This window comes from Brevundimonas lutea, from assembly GCF_003704105.1.
GTDB lineage: Bacteria > Pseudomonadota > Alphaproteobacteria > Caulobacterales > Caulobacteraceae > Brevundimonas > Brevundimonas lutea.
Window position 1 is genome coordinate 75,287 of sequence record NZ_QUOQ01000008.1, and the last position, 15,083, is coordinate 90,369.

The 15,083-nt window shown below is 68.1% G+C and carries 11 protein-coding genes; 8 read left to right on the forward strand and 3 right to left on the reverse strand.

All coding sequences use genetic code 11. The features are described 5' to 3' along the window. The first annotated feature begins 100 nt into the window (after positions 1–100). From EES48_RS13845 to ftsZ, 4 genes are all read left to right on the forward strand, one after another. A complete protein-coding gene (locus tag EES48_RS13845; protein ID WP_240623382.1) occupies positions 101–502 on the forward strand; it encodes an NADH:ubiquinone oxidoreductase subunit NDUFA12 in 402 nt (133 codons plus the stop codon). Further along, positions 499–1,173 (forward strand): DUF2155 domain-containing protein, encoded by a 675-nt coding sequence (locus EES48_RS13850; protein WP_122468488.1) that lies wholly within the window; start codon positions 499–501, stop codon positions 1,171–1,173. Before EES48_RS13845 ends, EES48_RS13850 begins: the two co-directional genes overlap by 4 nt. A 274-nt stretch (positions 1,174–1,447) precedes the next feature. After that, positions 1,448–4,810, forward strand: coding sequence for a TonB-dependent receptor domain-containing protein (locus EES48_RS13855; protein WP_122468493.1), 3,363 nt, complete (start codon positions 1,448–1,450; stop codon positions 4,808–4,810). Between the two features lie 254 nt (positions 4,811–5,064). Beyond that, positions 5,065–6,669: a cell division protein FtsZ gene (ftsZ, locus tag EES48_RS13860; RefSeq protein ID WP_122468498.1), complete on the forward strand. Its 1,605-nt coding sequence runs from the start codon at positions 5,065–5,067 to the stop codon at positions 6,667–6,669. Positions 6,670–6,745: 76 nt separating this feature from the next. Here ftsZ and EES48_RS13865 read toward each other — a convergent pair whose 3' ends face one another. Further along, complete coding sequence (locus EES48_RS13865) at positions 6,746–7,909, reverse strand: S41 family peptidase (RefSeq protein WP_122468501.1); 1,164 nt, start codon at positions 7,907–7,909, stop codon at positions 6,746–6,748. A gap of 75 nt (positions 7,910–7,984) precedes the next feature. Further along, entirely contained in the window at positions 7,985–8,470 is a 486-nt protein-coding gene (locus tag EES48_RS13870; RefSeq protein WP_122468506.1) for a hypothetical protein, read from the reverse strand. 94 nt (positions 8,471–8,564) lie between these two features. On the opposite strand from EES48_RS13870, the gene EES48_RS13875 reads away from it, so the two are divergent. Both EES48_RS13875 and EES48_RS13880 read left to right on the forward strand, forming a co-directional pair. Further along, positions 8,565–9,704 carry a DNA cytosine methyltransferase gene (locus EES48_RS13875; protein WP_122468510.1) on the forward strand — a complete coding sequence of 380 codons (1,140 nt, stop codon included), beginning with the start codon at positions 8,565–8,567 and terminating at the stop codon, positions 9,702–9,704. A gap of 114 nt (positions 9,705–9,818) precedes the next feature. Continuing rightward, positions 9,819–10,439, forward strand: a complete 621-nt coding sequence (locus EES48_RS13880; RefSeq protein ID WP_122468514.1) for an exopolysaccharide biosynthesis protein — start codon at positions 9,819–9,821, stop codon at positions 10,437–10,439. 238 nt (positions 10,440–10,677) lie between these two features. Here the strand turns inward: EES48_RS13880 and EES48_RS13885 are convergent, their stop codons facing one another. Continuing rightward, positions 10,678–12,438, reverse strand: coding sequence for a patatin-like phospholipase family protein (locus EES48_RS13885; RefSeq protein WP_122468518.1), 1,761 nt, complete (start codon positions 12,436–12,438; stop codon positions 10,678–10,680). Between the two features lie 65 nt (positions 12,439–12,503). Between EES48_RS13885 and EES48_RS13890 the strand changes: the two genes are divergently transcribed. Both EES48_RS13890 and queF read left to right on the forward strand, forming a co-directional pair. Continuing rightward, entirely contained in the window at positions 12,504–14,513 is a 2,010-nt protein-coding gene (locus tag EES48_RS13890) for an acetyl/propionyl/methylcrotonyl-CoA carboxylase subunit alpha (RefSeq protein WP_122468522.1), read from the forward strand. Positions 14,514–14,553: 40 nt separating this feature from the next. After that, on the forward strand, positions 14,554–15,015 hold the full coding sequence (gene queF / locus EES48_RS13895; protein ID WP_122468526.1) for a preQ(1) synthase: 462 nt from the start codon (positions 14,554–14,556) through the stop codon (positions 15,013–15,015). The last annotated feature ends 68 nt before the right edge of the window (positions 15,016–15,083 follow it).

The window sequence follows — 15,083 nt, forward strand, 5'->3', positions numbered from 1 at the left end:
GGTCTTTCGCCGCTGGACGGGGTGGGGTGCGGGTCGGTATGATTGGCGCATCCGACGGACCGACGCACGGTCCGCGCCGTCTCCTTCGCGGAAGCTCGCCTTGCTCAACGTCCTCGCCAAGATCTTCACCTGGTGGAACGGCGCCACGATCGGCACCCTGTTCACCGTCGGCCGTCGCGGCGAGTTGATCGGACAGGACGAGCACGGAAACCGCTATTATCAGTCGCGCGACAACATCAGCTATGACGGCCGCAGGCTGCGCTGGGTGATCTACAACGGCTATGCCGAGGCCTCGAAGGTGTCGCCGGACTGGCACGGGTGGCTGCACTATACCTGGGATGAGCCGCCCACCGAGGCGCCGCTTCCGCGCCGGGCGTTCGAGACCGACTACATCCCGAATCTGACCGGCACGCCGATGGCCTGGCGTCCTCAGGGGTCGCTGGCCGCTCAGGGGCGACGTCCGGCCGCCACGGGCGACTATCAGGCCTGGAGCCCGGAATGAGGCGTCGCGGATCGCGTCTGCTGGTGGTTGGGGTGGCGATGGCCGCGCTCGCCGGCGGCGGGGTGGTCATGGCGCAGCAGGCTGAGGCGCCGCCCGCCGACCCGATTGGAGAGCTGCTGAAGGAGGCACCGCCGCAGGAGCCGGCGCCCGCTGCGGCTGATCCTGCCCCGGTAACCACCGAATCGCTCAACGCCGCGCCGCCGGCCGCCGTCCAGCCGCCCGCCCCGGCCATTGAGGTCGCCGAGGTCGAAACCGAGGAGGCGGAGGTCGAGCCAGAGGATGAGGACGAGCCCGCCGAGGTGGCTGTGGCCGAAAAGGCCGAGGAAACCGCGCCTCCCGGCCGCCGCCAGCGTCGCCCTGTGGCCATCGTTCGCGCCATCGACAAGATTTCGGCCGAGACCATGACGTTCGCGGTGCAGGTCGGCGGGCCGCCGGTCCGCTTCCGCAACACCCTGCTGTTCACGGCCCGTGCCTGCGAGGTGTCGGCGCCGGACGAGCCCATCGCCGATTCGGTCGCCTATCTGGAAATCAGCACCCAGCCCCGCACCGCGCGGAGACGCACAGAGCCGCGCCAGGTGTTTCGCGGCTGGATGTTCGCCAGTTCGCCGTCGGTGAACCCGCTGGAACACCCAATCTACGACGCTTGGGTGGTGGGCTGCCGCTCGGCCTGATTCCGGCGTGTCGATCCAAGCTGCGACCAAACGCCCTAGCGGAAAGCCAGGCGCGCCGTTGATTTCGGCGATGTCCGTGCTCGGCTAAGCGCGGCTGCGCAACAATCGTGCGCCGCGAGTGTGTCCAGATTGTAACACCGCGCCGCGATGCCGCCAGAATCCCGCCTGAATCGCTTGTGGCGCCCATCCTTGCTGGCTAGCGTCACGATGAAGCCGACCCTCCAGCGCGAAGGTCGAGATTTCCGTGCAATCAACAGTTGGGGCACCCCTCACGATGTCGTTTAACCGCAGATACCTCTTTGGAACCACGGTTCTGGCCGGTGTGGTCGCCTTCTCGGCTCCCGCGTTCGCTCAGGAAGGGCCGCCGATCGTCCCGGGTGACGAGCAGGCCACCGAGCTTGAAGAAATCGTCGTCACCGGCTCGCGTATCCGCCGCGACCCGACCAACGCCCCGACCCCGCTGATCCAGATTTCGGGCGAAGAGGTTCTGACCTCGGGCCAGAACACCGTGATCGACTATCTGGCGACCCTGCCGGCCCTGTCGAACTCGGTCGTTCCCTCGGACACCACCGGCTCCGGCCTGGGTGACGGCGGTCTGGACCTGGCCAACCTGCGCAGCCTGGGTTCCAACCGCACCCTGACCCTGGTCGACGGCCGTCGTCACGTCAGCTCGAGCCAAGGCTCGCTGGCCGTCGACGTTTCGGTGATCCCCCGCCTGCTGATCGAGAACATCGAGATCATCACCGGCGGCGCCTCTTCGGTGTACGGCGCTGACGCCGTCTCGGGCGTGCTGAACTTCATCCTCAAGGACGACTTCGAAGGCCTGGAGATCGACGCCAACGTGGCCCAGATCAACCAGGGCGGCGAAGGTTCCTACCGTCTGTCCGGCCTGGTCGGCGGCAACTTCTTCGACGACCGTCTGAATCTCTATGCTCACGCCGAGGTCGAGCATCAGGACCAGGTCACGTCGTTCGACATCGACTGGCTGAACGACCCGTCGATCTTCATCCCGCTGGACAACGATCCGACCAATGCGGCCCTTGGCCTGGCCGATGACGGCTTCCTCGACGGCGACTACTTCCGCGGTCTGAACCGGATGGACCGCCCGCGCTGGGGTCAGACCACCCTGGTCAACCGTCAGCCGTTCAGCCCTTTGAACGACCCCGACTACGCCAACTTCAGCGGCAGCGCTTGCGCCTTCACTTATGCGGCGCTCTGCTATGCGGTGAACCCCGGCAAGACCTTCTGGTACGAAGGCGGCACCGCGCGATTCGCCAACTTCGGCACCCGCGTCGGCTCGGCTGGCGTCAGCCGCCCCTACAACTACGGCGGCGACGGCGTGAACCCCGCCGACTTCAGCACCCTGTCGCGTCTGCCCGAGATCGACGCACAGCGCTTCCAGGTCGGGGGCACCTTCGCGGTCACCCCGAACATCGATCTGTACGGTGAAGCCAAGTACGTCGTCGAAGACACCTTCGACATCTCGCAGCCGAACTTCTTCGATATCGATCTGGATGAGTCCTACATCGCGACGCAGCTGAACCCGATCTATGGTGTTCAGTCGTTCGACCTGCGCTGGTCGGACAACGCCTTCCTGCCGGACAATGTTCGTCAGGCGATCGCCACCAACCTGCTGGACGTCTACAGCGCCCCGACGGCGACCACCGCTGGTCAGCTGATCGGCCAGCAGCTGGTGCCTCTGGCCCGTCACTCGATGTTCGGTCCCGACCGCTTCCAGGAGAACGAGCGCGAGCTGACGCGCTACGTGGTCGGCGCTCGCGGCTCGATGGACCGTCTCGGCTTCATCAACAACTTCGACTGGGACATCGGCTACACCTACGGTGAAGTCGACATCGTCAACAAGGAAGGCGCGATCGACTCCCGTCGCTTCGCCCTGGCCGCCGACGCCGTCTTCGATGAACTCGGCGTGGTCAACGGCAATCCCGGCGAGATCGTCTGCCGCGCGCAGCTGCTGCAGGCTCAAGGCTTCGACCTGGCCGGCATCCGTGGCGCCCAAGGCCCCGCCGCCGGCGATCCGATCCTCGGCGCCCAAGGCTACGGCCAGGCCGACATCGACCAGTGCGCCCCGCTGAACGTGTTCGGCGACGGCAACCAGAGCGCCGAGGCCCTGGCCTACATCGACGCCTTCATCAACGTAGAGGAGCGCAACGAGCAGGAGCAGTGGCTCGGCTCGGTGGCCGGTCAGCTTTGGGACTTCTGGGGCGCCGGCCCGATCGGCGTCGCTCTGGGCGGCGAGTTCCGTCGTGAGACGACCTCGGCCGTCGGCCGCGATCGCGACACCAACGGACGTTTGCTGTTCCTCAACACCGGTCCGGACTTCCCGGAAGCCGGTTATGAGAGCGAGGAAGTGTTCGGGGAAATCGCGATCCCGCTGTTCCGCGACAGCTTCCTGGGCGAGTTCGCCGAACTGGGCGCCTCGTATCGCTACGCCGACTACACCACGGTTGGCGAAACCGACGTCTATGGCGTGAACCTGGTCTACCGTCCGATCCGTGACATCACCTTCAAGACCAGCTTCAACACCTCGGTCCGCGTTCCCGACCTGTTCGAGAACTTCGCGCCGTTCGCCCAGACGTTCGCCAACGGCTTCGTCGATCCCTGCGACAACCGCCAGATCGCCAACCAGAGCGCGGAGATCCGGGCCAACCGGATCGCCAACTGCTCGGCTCTGGCGCAACAGCAAGGCCTGAACTTCGACTTCGGCAGCGAGACCGCTAGCACGGCCGACGACTTCCTTCCGACTTACACTTCGGGCATCCCCGGCGTGTTTGGCGGCAGCGAAGACCTGGTGCCTGAAGAGTCGGAATCCTTCACCTTCTCGGTGGTCCTGCAGCCGCGCTGGGTTCCCAACCTCAGCCTGGTGCTCGACTACTACGAGATCGAGATCGAGGACGTGATCGAGTTCCCGAGCGCCGCCGGCATCGCCGCCAACTGCGTCTCCGGCACCGTCCTGAACGAAGCCTCCTGCGACCGGATCTTCCGCAACGATCCGACCGCCGGGCGTGACTTCTGGGTGGGTGCTCCGATCGGCGACGACATCGGCGGCTTCATTCAGGCCCCGATCAACTACGCCCAGCGCACCACGCGGGGTCTGGACTTCACCGCCACGTACCGCGCCGATCTCTACGATCTGATCGGCCGTGACTGGGGTCGGTTCGACTACCGCATCGCCGGCCTGTGGCTGATCGAGCAGGAGAACTTCCTCAACACCGCCGATCCTACCGACGGTACGGAAATCTCCAGCAGCCTGTTCTACCCGCGTGTCCGCTTCACCTCGTCGCTGACCTACGCGCCGGTGGAAAGCCTGAGCATCAACTGGACGGCCGACTGGCAGACTGGCCAGGACATCGTGAACCTGCGTGACTTCGCCCCGAACTCGGATCGTTACGACGCCGCCTACCGCGACACCGGTGGCTTCGCCCGTCACGACTTCACGGTTCGCTATGCGGTCAACGATCAGGTCAGCCTGCGGGCCGGTGTGGTCAACGCCTTCGACGCGGAACAGCCCTTCTTCCTGGGCAACACGCTCTACTCGAACTTCGACCCGTTCGGTCGTCGCTTCTTCATGGGTGTGAACTTCCGTCCGACCAACCTGGGCAGCCTGTGGCCGTTCTAAGAACGACCGACGCCTGACGAATGAGGGCGGCTCCTTCGGGAGCCGCCCTTTTTCTTTGCGGCCCAGCATCGCGAACCTGTGGGAAATCCACGGCCAAGCTGCGGAATTCCCTGTGTTCCGAGCCGACTCACGCTAGCGATAACCAACCCTTAACCTTGATGGCTTCTTCATTAAGGTTGTCCGGAATCGGCATGTGCTTGCGGGGAAGCGTGGGCCGAGGCTGCGGACGAGGGCAATGAAGGTCGGAAAACAACATGTCCCTGTCGCTCGTGCGTCCTGAGAACACCGAATTGAAACCCCGCATCGTCGTGTTCGGCGTGGGCGGGGCGGGCGGCAACGCCGTCAACAACATGATCGACGCCGGGCTGGAGGGGGTCGAGTTCGTTGTCGCCAACACCGACGCCCAGCACCTCAGCTTCGCCAAGACGGATCGTCGCATCCAGCTGGGTGAGACGATCACCCAGGGCCTGGGCGCCGGCGCCCACCCCGAGGTCGGCATGAACGCCGCCGAGGAGAGCGCCGACGAAATCCACGCGCACCTGGAAGGCGCGCACATGATCTTCATCACCGCCGGCATGGGGGGCGGCACCGGCACCGGCGCCGCGCCGATTATCGCCAAATGCGCGCGCGATCGCGGCATCCTGACCGTCGGCGTGGTGACCAAGCCCTTCACCTTCGAGGGGCGCCACCGCATGCGCCTGGCCGATGCGGGCATCGCCGAGCTGCAACGCTATGTCGACACCCTGATCGTCATCCCGAACCAGAACCTGTTCCGCGTCGCCAATGAGCGGACCACCTTCGCCGACGCCTTCGGCATGGCCGACCAGGTGCTGCACTCGGGCGTGCGCTCGATCACCGACCTGATGATCCTGCCCGGCCTGATCAACCTCGACTTCGCCGACGTCCGCGCCGTGATGTCCGAGATGGGCAAGGCCATGATGGGCACCGGCGAGGCCCAGGGCGACGACCGCGCCCTGAACGCCGCCCAGAACGCCATCGCCAACCCCCTGCTAGACGAGACCAGCCTGAAGGGCGCCAAGGCCGTGCTGGTCAACATCACCGGCGGTCTGGATATGACCCTGCTGGAGGTCGACGAGGCCGCCAACGCCATCTCGGCCGAGGTGGACGGCGACGCCAACATCATCTTCGGCGCCGCCTTCGATCCGGCTCTGGACGGCCGCATCCGCGTCTCGGTGGTCGCCACTGGCATGGACGAGGCCGTCATGTCCTCGATCGAGCCGATGGCTCCGGCTCGCCGCGCGGCCCCGGCCGCCCCGGCCTATACAGCCACGCCGGCCAAGTCCTGGACCGACATGCGGTCGGCCGAGACCCTGCGCGTCGAATCGACCCCCGCGCCGGAACCCGTTCGCGAGCCTGAGCCGGTCGCCATGGTCGCGCCGGAGCCCGAGCCCGTGGTCACGCCGGAGCCGGAGCCTGCCTTCGATCCTGTGATCCGCGACGAGGCCCCGATCGAGCCGGTGATCCACGCCGCGCGCGAGGACCGGGTCATCGGGCGCATCATCGATCCGGCCGTCGAGGAATACGAAAGCCGCAGCGCCGCGCGCGCTCCGCGTCAGGAAGACCAGGGCGACCTGTATTTCGATCGTGGCCGCCGCGATTACGGCCAAGGCGACATGGATGCCGACCACGGCGAGGCCGAGACCAAGAAGGGCGGCTGGAGCCTGTTCGGTCGCGGCAAGCGTCCGGCTCCGCTGCCGTCGCCCTATGCGCCGTCGCAGCCGTCCCAGCCGTCGCGTCAGGAACTGCGCCCCAGCCAGTCGGCCCAGCCCCGCATCGACCCGGAAGCCGCGGAGGACGATCTGGAGATCCCCTCCTTTCTCCGCCGGCTGGCCAACTAGACGGCGAAAGCCGCCCGAAGACGAGACCTGAGAAGGCCGCGACGATCAGTTCGTCGCGGCCTTTGGCTTTTCGGCGTTACGGCGTTTCCGGCCTGAAGGCTTCGCGGGCGACGCCGTCGACGGCGTACAGCCGTTCGGTCGGCAACTTCAGCATCAAGCCCGAGTTGGTCAGGCGATGATCTTCGATCGCGCCCAGCAGTCCTGCCATGGGGTCACCCACGACGCGGGCCCCTAGAGCGTCGAAGCCAATCGCCAAACCCTCACCCATGCTCCCGGTCCATCGCCCCACACGCACGGTGACGGAGCCGTCGTGGAACTTCCCCGGGCGGGGCGACACCTGCTCGATCCAGCGACGGGGGATGCCGGTGCGACGCCCTTCCTCCGGGCGTTCGTGGATCTGATACGCCGTGGGACGGGTGACGAACCAGCCCATGATCGCGCGGGCGACCACGGTATTGCCGCCGCTGGGTGTATTGCTGAGATCGAGAGTGATGGGCTGGCCGGGCTCGGCGGCCTCCATTGCCGAGTCGAAGGCGGCGATGGTGGCGTCGTCGCCCAGGGCGTCGTTGATGACGATGAGCAGCCCCCCGTCGCCGGCCGTCGAGACCACCACGCCACGCGTGGGCGCGTTCCATTCATAGAGGTTGGGCAGATCGACACGACGGATCCCGCCACCGGCGTCCTCAATGCTCAGGCTGCGGGGTCGGTCACGACGTCCGGTGGCCAGGACGCGGGCCGCGAAGGCGCGGCGCTGATCAATCACCGCCAGGCCCAGATCGGCCCAGAAGGCGGCGATGGCGGCCTCGATCGGCTCACCGTCGACAGCGACGAGATGGCCGCCGGCCGCGATCCCGGCCTTGGCGGCGGGCGAGCCGGTGCGGACCGCGTCGATCCGATAGCGGCCGTCGCTCCACTCTACCCACAGGTCTGAATATGTCGGGACCAAACCCCAACTGTCGACGAAGCTGGAGCCGGTGATGGCGTGGTGATCCGCCAGGGTGAGCAGACGCCGCTCGGCATGGGCCAGCAGCGCACGGCCGTCGCCGACCGCCCGCGCTTCGGCATCCAGCACGGCAGAGTCCGGCGGGCGCTGGTCGGGGAGCCGGTCGAGATAGGCGTAGCGCTCCGCAATCGCCCTGGGGATTGCGATGGCGTCGGCGCGATACTCCTCAGCGGTCTGCGCCGCCGCGGGCGTAGCGAACATGACGGCAAGAGTGACGATAACACTGGCGCGGAGCATGGATTGGCCTCCCGCGCACAGACTGGCCGCCAGGGGGTAGGCGTCGCAAGTTACGCTTCGTCCATGCAGCCGTGATCAGCTCGTCGCGGCCTTGGGCTGTCCGGTCTCGTCAGTGGTGTCGATCGTGCTCTGGGGCGCGGCGCAGCCGTTCAGGGTTTCGGCGCCGACCTCGACCTGGGCCGTCAGGGGATAGGCGCGGTCGCTCATCCCGTCCGAACAGGGGGTGGCGGCCAGGGTGACCACCAGGGTCTGGCCGTCCTCGGTTGCGGTGGCCCAGACGGCCGTGGTGCCCTGAACCATCGGCCCCGGATTGGCGCCGCGCCTGAGCGGGCGATCGACGCCGTCGTATTCGATGCCGTCCGGCCGGATGCGCACGCTCCAGAACGGCTCGGTGCCGAGCACCGCCAGCGGCTGGTCCAAGGCGACGTCGTTGAGCACCGGCGGGGCGGTGGGCGCGGGGGCCTCGGGCGCGCCCATCTCCACGTCGCGCGTCGCCTCGCTGCTGTCGGAACAGGCCGAGAGGGCCAAGGCGGGCAGGGCGAGGATCAGGATCGGGCGCATGCGGGGCTCCGTGGGATGAGGCGCCCAGCCAAGCGGCGCGGCGCCGCGTGGTCAAGCTGGATGCCAAGCGGTCGAGGGTGGGTTAGCGTTCCCCATGGCGATTCCCGCGCGACCCGGCTGCTATGAGTTCTTCGCCGGCGGCGGCATGGCCGGGCTGGGGCTGGAGAGATTCGAGCGGCTGTTCGCCAACGACCTCGATCCGATGAAGATCGCCGCCTTCGAGGCCAATCACGGGGCCGGATCGATCCGGCGAGCTGATGTGTGGGATTTGACGCCCACCGATTTGCCGGGCCACGCCGCGCTGATCTGGGCCTCGCCGCCGTGCCAAGACGTGAGCCTGGCCGGGCATCGGGTGGGACTGGACGGCGCGCGATCGGGAGCCTTCTGGGGCTTCTGGCGGCTGATTGAGGGGCTCGTCGCCGAGGAGCGCGCCCCGTCAGTGGTCGTCATCGAGAATGTCATGGGCCTGCTGTCATCGAACGGCGGCGAGGATTTCCGCGCCATAGGCCGGGCCATGGTCGAGGCTGGCTACCGGTGGGGCGCGCTGGAACTGGATGCCGCCGACTGGACGCCGCAGTCACGCCCGAGGTTGTTCATCGTGGCCGCTCGCGATCCGCTGGATGGTGTGGCGGACCTCGCCAAGGGACATGGCCTGTCGCCCCGCATCCGCGCGGCCCATGCCGCCCTGTCGCGGGATGTGTCCGCCTCGTGGCGCTGGTGGTCGCTGCCGACGCCGCCGCGACGCAATGTCGATCTGAGCGCGATCCTCGAACCGGACGACCTGGTTGATTGGCTGCCGCCCGCAACCCAGGAAGCGCTGCTCGCCCTTCTGTCGCCGCTGCATCGCCGGCGGCTGGAGGCGGCGCGGACCGCATCCCTAGCGGGGCGGCGACAGGTGGCCGCCGGCTATCGTCGCGTCCGTATCGAGCAGGGCGGCAAGATCCAGCGGCTGGAACTGCGCTTCGACGGCCTTGCGGGCTGCCTGCGCACGGCGGCGGGCGGGTCATCGCGGCAGTTCATCGTGGTCTGTGACCAGGGAGAGCTACGCGCCCGCCGGCTTTCGCCGCGCGAAGCGGCGCGGCTGATGGGGTTGCCCGACGACTGGGTTCTGCCCCGGGGCGAAACGGCGGCGATGAAATTGCTGGGAGACGGCGTGGCCGTTCCCGTGGTTCGCGCCCTTTCCGAAGGTCTGCTTGAGCCGCTGCTCGGCATCGCCGCCCGCCGTGTCGCTTGACTCTGGTCGCGCATCGATCTGACACCTTCGCCACCTAAACGCGTTGTAAGTGGCGCGCGACGGAGCCGGTGCTTAGATGCCGGGGATCGCGCCCATCGGAGACGACGCCGGCCCATGACGATCGATACGCGGCCCTTCTCCCAGGTCCTGGAGGATCTGGGACAGGGTGACAGTTCAAAGCTGACGCTCGATGAGCTCGTGCGCGCCTTTGGCGAGCGCGGCATCGGCGCCCTGATGCTGTTTCTGGGCCTGCTCAGCGCCGTGGTCGGGGCTATTCCCGGATCGACCACCATCATCGGCATCCCTATGCTCCTGATCGTCGTCCAGCTGGCCATCCGGCGAGACGAGCTGTGGCTGCCGCGCTGGGCGTTGAAGGAAAGCCTCGATCGCCAGTCGTTTCGCCAGCGCATCGGCAAGGTGCTGAAGCCCCTGCGCTATGTGGAGCGCATCTCCCGACCGCGGCTTCCCTTTCTGACGGGAGAGGTGTCGGAGACCCTGATCGGCGTGGTCAGCACGGTCTTGTGCCTGCTGCTGATGCTGCCGCTGATCTTTTTCAATCTGTTCCCGTCGATCATCATCGCCATCTTCGGCTTCGGCCTGATGCAACGTGACGGCGTGGCCATCCTGATCGGCTGGCTGATTGCGGCGGGCTTCTCGGTTTTCGTCTGGCTTGCCTGGGAGGGTGTCAGCACCGCCGCCATGGTCAGCTGGGAGTGGCTGAATGGCCTCTTCTGACCGACAAAAAAGGCCGCCGGGGCGAACCCCGACGGCCTTCATTGTCTGACCGCAGAGGGCGGTCGACGGAAACCTCACCTGAAAGTCAGGCGATGACCTCGAAAGAGGCCGTGGTCCCGGTCGCTCCTCGCGATTGATGACAATGAGACACCGGATCACCTCCTTTCAGCTGTTGAACAGGGACTCAGGAATCTAGTCGGTTTTGGGGGTTGCGCCAGAGGTCGGATGTCGCAGCCGATCACGAGCTCGCGATGTCCGTTTCGCCGGTCAGGTCGGGCACGGCGGCCAGTTTTCGTTGGCGCAGATGGGTCAGGGGGCCGTCCAGGGTGGCCATGGCGGCGACGGCGGCGGATTCGCCGGCGGCGACGGCGGGTTGCCAGGCCTTCCAGTCGCGGATTTCGACACCGTCCAGATGCGGCAGCACCAACAGGTCGGTCGCGGCCCGCGACGACGCCAGGTCGGCGCCGGTCGTCACCGTGGCGGACCGCATCAGGATCGACACCAGGGGCGGTCCCTTCTTCCACTCGCCCGAGAGCAGCCATCGCCACCAGCTGGGTGGGTCGGCCAGCACATGAGGGTCGACGGCGCGGTCGCGGGTGACGTCGATGGCCACCACCGGCCCCTCGTTGACGTCGCGCATGATCTCGGCCGGCAGGTTGCGCATCACGGCGCCGTCGACCAGGACGCGGTCTCCCAGGACGACGGGCGGCAGGATGCCCGGCAGGGCGATCGAGGCCCGCAACGCCTGGGCCAGGGGGCCTCGGTCGTGCAGGTGAGGGTGGCCCGAGGTCAGGTCGGCGCTGACGCAGAAGAAGGGCAGCGGCAGGTCCGCCATGCGCCGCTGGCCATAGGCCTGTTCCAGCAGGCGATCGACCTTGTGACCGCGCGTCATGGCGATGATCGGCATCGACAGGTCACTGAGCGGACTTGTGTCGACGAAGGCGTGACGCAGGCGGGCCTCCATCTCGTCCTGGGGAATGCCGGCCGAGACCTCGGCGGCGATCACCGCGCCCATCGACACGCCGCCGGCGAAGTCGAACTGGGCCCCCGCCGCGCGGAAGGCCCTGAGCGCGCCGACATGGGCGTAGGCGCGGGCGCCGCCGCCGGACAGGACCAGGCCGACCGAGGTGCCGGTCACCACCCGGGCGACGCGGGCGACGTCCTCATCCTGGGCCTCGTGCACGTGGAACCAGCGGGCGGGATCGAGCGCGTCGATCCAGCGCGCGCTGGTGGCCGGCGGGCCGCCGGGACCGTTGCGGAACAGGATCAGATCGGTCAGTCGCCTGGCCTCGGCCGAGCGGGCGCGTTGCACCGGGTGATGCGGCGGAGGTTCGGCGGCCGAGCCGCACAGGAACAGCCGGTCGGCCTGACGCGCGCAGAAGGTGGCCCAGCCGGTCTCGTCCGCCTCGGCGACATAGAGGACGACATCATGGTCGCGCTCCAGGGCGTCCAGCGCCTCGGGCGGGGCGAAATCGGCCACCACGGCGCAGCTGAAGCCCAGCATGCGGGCGTGTTCGCCGATCCGCTCGACGAAGGCGCGGATCGGCCGGGCGCGGGCGGCGACGAAGCCGAACACCGACGGGCGGCTGGACGCCTGGCCCTCGCTGCGCAGGCGGCCGATCATCAGCCGGGCCAGTTCAACGGTCAGCTCGGAGCGATCTTTCAGCGCCGACAGGAAAACCTCGCGACTGAGGGCCAGCACCTCGCTGTCGCGGAGCGCCACGACGGTCGAAGTATGCGCGGTGCCGGCAAGGATGGAGATTTCTCCGGCCGGCTCGCCCGGCTTGATCAGGCCGATGAAGCGGGGCGGGGCGCCCTCCTGGGCCGGCTTGAAGACGCCGAGCCGACCGCTACGCAGCAGATAGACGGTGTCGGCGGGCTGGCCGGCGGTGATCAGGGTCTCGCCGCCTGTGACCGACAGCCAGCTGGCCTCGCGCCGGCGCGGGCCCTCGAAGACCTTGGCCAGGGCGGTTTCGAACGTGTCGGGGCGGCGCGCCATGACCGCAGCCTAGCTGATTCCGACCGACGATTGGCGCGGGCAACGACCCTCGCTAGAACCGAGCCATGTTCACATCCGTCCTGGTCGCCAATCGCGGCGAGATCGCCTGTCGCGTCTTCCGCACCGCAAAGCGCATGGGCCTGCGCACCATCGCCGTTCACTCGGAGGCCGACGCCAGCGCCCTGCACGTCAAGGAGGCGGATGAGGCGGTGCTGATCGGCCCGGCCCCAGCGCGCGAGAGCTATCTGGACACCGCCAAGGTGCTGGCGGCGGCGAAACAGACGGGGGCGGAGGCGATCCACCCCGGATATGGCTTCCTGTCCGAGAACGCCGAGTTCGCCGAGGCGGTGATGGCCGCCGGCCTGGTGTGGATCGGGCCGCCGCCCGCCGCCATCCGCGCCATGGGCCTGAAGGACGCCGCCAAGGACCTGATGGAAAAGGCCGGGGTGCCGGTAACGCCCGGCTATTTGGGGGCGGACCAGTCGGTGGAGACCCTGACGGCCGAGGCGGCGCGGATCGGCTATCCGGTGCTGATCAAGGCCGTGGCCGGGGGGGGTGGCAAGGGCATGAAGCGGGTCGACGCGGCCGAGGACTTCGTCGCCGGCTTGGACAGCGCCAAACGCGAGGCCAAGGCGGCCTTCGGCGACGATCGGGTGCTGATCGAGACCTACATCACCCGCCCGCGCCACATCGAGGTGCAGGTGTTCGGGGACGGCCAGGGCAATGTCGTCCACCTGTTCGAACGCGACTGCTCGCTGCAACGCCGCCACCAGAAGGTGATCGAGGAGGCCCCGGCGCCGGGCATGGACGACGTCACGCGCGAGGCGGTGACCTCGGCGGCGGTGCGGGCGGCCCAGGCGGTGAATTATGTCGGTGCAGGGACGGTGGAGTTCATCGCCGACGCCTCGGAGGGCCTCAAGCCGGACCGGGTCTGGTTCATGGAGATGAACACCCGGCTGCAGGTCGAGCACCCGGTGACCGAGGCGGTTACCGGGGTCGATCTGGTCGAATGGCAGTTGCGCGTGGCGGCGGGCGAGCCGCTACCAATGAAACAGGCCGATATCCGCCTGAACGGCTGGGCCATGGAGGCTCGGCTGTACGCCGAGGACCCGTCGAACGGCTTTCTGCCGTCGATCGGTCGGCTGGAGCATTTCGTGCTGCCGGAGCCGGGCGACGGCGTACGCATCGACGCCGGGGTCGAGGCCGGGGGTGAGGTCAGCCAGTTCTACGACCCGATGATCGCCAAGCTGATCGTCCACGCCGCAACGCGCGAGGAGGCGGCCGAGGGCCTGGCCGAGGCGGTCGAGGCAGTCGAGGTCTGGCCGGTGAGGACCAACGCCGGGTTCCTGGGGCGCTGCCTGCGGAATTCGCGTTTCCGTTCGGGCGACGTGGATACGGCGCTGATCGCGGCCGAGGGTGAGACGCTGTCGGCTCGGCCCGACGACAAGGTGCTCGACGCCATCGCCGTCGCCCTGACGGCCGAGGACCGCTGGTACGACCGGGACGGACGGCGAAATCACGACTGGGGTTCGCCGTGGGCGGGCTCGCCAGGCGGGACTTTCGGGTTGAGGCTGAGCCGTTCGCCGCGCTCGCAGTATGCGGCTCGGCTCGGCGGTCGCACGGTGGTGGGTTCGGTCATGCCGGCGCTCGATGGCGATCGCGTCTGGACGGTGGGGGAGGGTGAAACCGCTCTTTCCGTCGAGATCGACGGTCAGTCGGCTCGGGCCGGCGAGCGCGTCGTCGCCTGGACCTATGGCGATGGCGACGACGACGTCCTGTTCGATCGCGGCGAGGCTGTGGCGTTCGGATGGCGGGGGGGCGTTGCATCGAGGGGAGCGGGCGGCGGCGTCGCCGACGGCTCACTCCGCGCGCCTATGCCCGGCCGGATCGCCGCTGCGCCGGTCAAGGACGGCGAGGCCGTCAAGGCGGGCCAGACGTTGGTGGTGCTGGAGGCGATGAAGATGGAGCACGCCCTGACCGCGCCCTTCGACGGCGTGGCCCAGGTGCGGGTCGCGGTCGGGGATCAGGTCACCGACGGCGCGGAACTGGCCTTGGTCGAGGCTGTCGACGGCTGACCCCATCGACGACAAGGCGCGGACGCCTTATCTGGCCGCCATGACCACAGACGTTTCCGGCCTGTCCCAGCTCGGCGCCCAGACGGCGCAACCGACCTCGCCCGAACGGGCGGTGCTGGAGCGCGTGCCCAATCCGCATCCCGACGAGCTGTATCTGGCGCGGTTCACCGTGCCGGAGTTCACCAGCCTGTGCCCGGTGACGGGCCAGCCGGACTTCGCCCATATCGTCATCGACTATGCCCCCCAGGACTGGCTGGTCGAATCCAAGAGCCTGAAGCTGTTTATGACCAGTTTCCGCAACCACGGCGCCTTTCACGAGGACTGCACCGTGGCCATCGGCAAGCGGCTGCGGGACCTCTTGGAGCCGCGCTGGCTGAGGATTGGCGGCTGGTGGTATCCGCGCGGCGGCATCCCCATCGATGTCTTCTGGCAGACGGGCGCGCCGCCCGAGGGTCTGTGGCTGCCGGAGCTGGGCGTGCCGACCTATCGCGGGCGGGGCTGAACCGAACCCGCGCTCACGCGATGTAACAGCCGGCCTAGGCGTGGGCGGCGACGCGCGCTAGTCAGGCC

What these genes read in the sequence shown, in the direction of transcription:
- EES48_RS13850 (WP_122468488.1), top strand. Translation starts at nt 499, where the DNA reads ATGAGGCGTCGCGGATCGCGTCTGCTGGTGGTTGGGGTGGCGATGGCC.
- EES48_RS13855 (WP_122468493.1), top strand. Translation starts at nt 1,448, where the DNA reads ATGTCGTTTAACCGCAGATACCTCTTTGGAACCACGGTTCTGGCCGGT.
- ftsZ (WP_122468498.1), top strand. Translation starts at nt 5,065, where the DNA reads ATGTCCCTGTCGCTCGTGCGTCCTGAGAACACCGAATTGAAACCCCGC.
- EES48_RS13865 (WP_122468501.1), bottom strand. Translation starts at nt 7,909, where the DNA reads ATGCTCCGCGCCAGTGTTATCGTCACTCTTGCCGTCATGTTCGCTACG.
- EES48_RS13870 (WP_122468506.1), bottom strand. Translation starts at nt 8,470, where the DNA reads ATGCGCCCGATCCTGATCCTCGCCCTGCCCGCCTTGGCCCTCTCGGCC.
- EES48_RS13875 (WP_122468510.1), top strand. Translation starts at nt 8,565, where the DNA reads ATGGCGATTCCCGCGCGACCCGGCTGCTATGAGTTCTTCGCCGGCGGC.
- EES48_RS13880 (WP_122468514.1), top strand. Translation starts at nt 9,819, where the DNA reads ATGACGATCGATACGCGGCCCTTCTCCCAGGTCCTGGAGGATCTGGGA.
- EES48_RS13885 (WP_122468518.1), bottom strand. Translation starts at nt 12,438, where the DNA reads ATGGCGCGCCGCCCCGACACGTTCGAAACCGCCCTGGCCAAGGTCTTC.
- EES48_RS13890 (WP_122468522.1), top strand. Translation starts at nt 12,504, where the DNA reads ATGTTCACATCCGTCCTGGTCGCCAATCGCGGCGAGATCGCCTGTCGC.
- queF (WP_122468526.1), top strand. Translation starts at nt 14,554, where the DNA reads ATGACCACAGACGTTTCCGGCCTGTCCCAGCTCGGCGCCCAGACGGCG.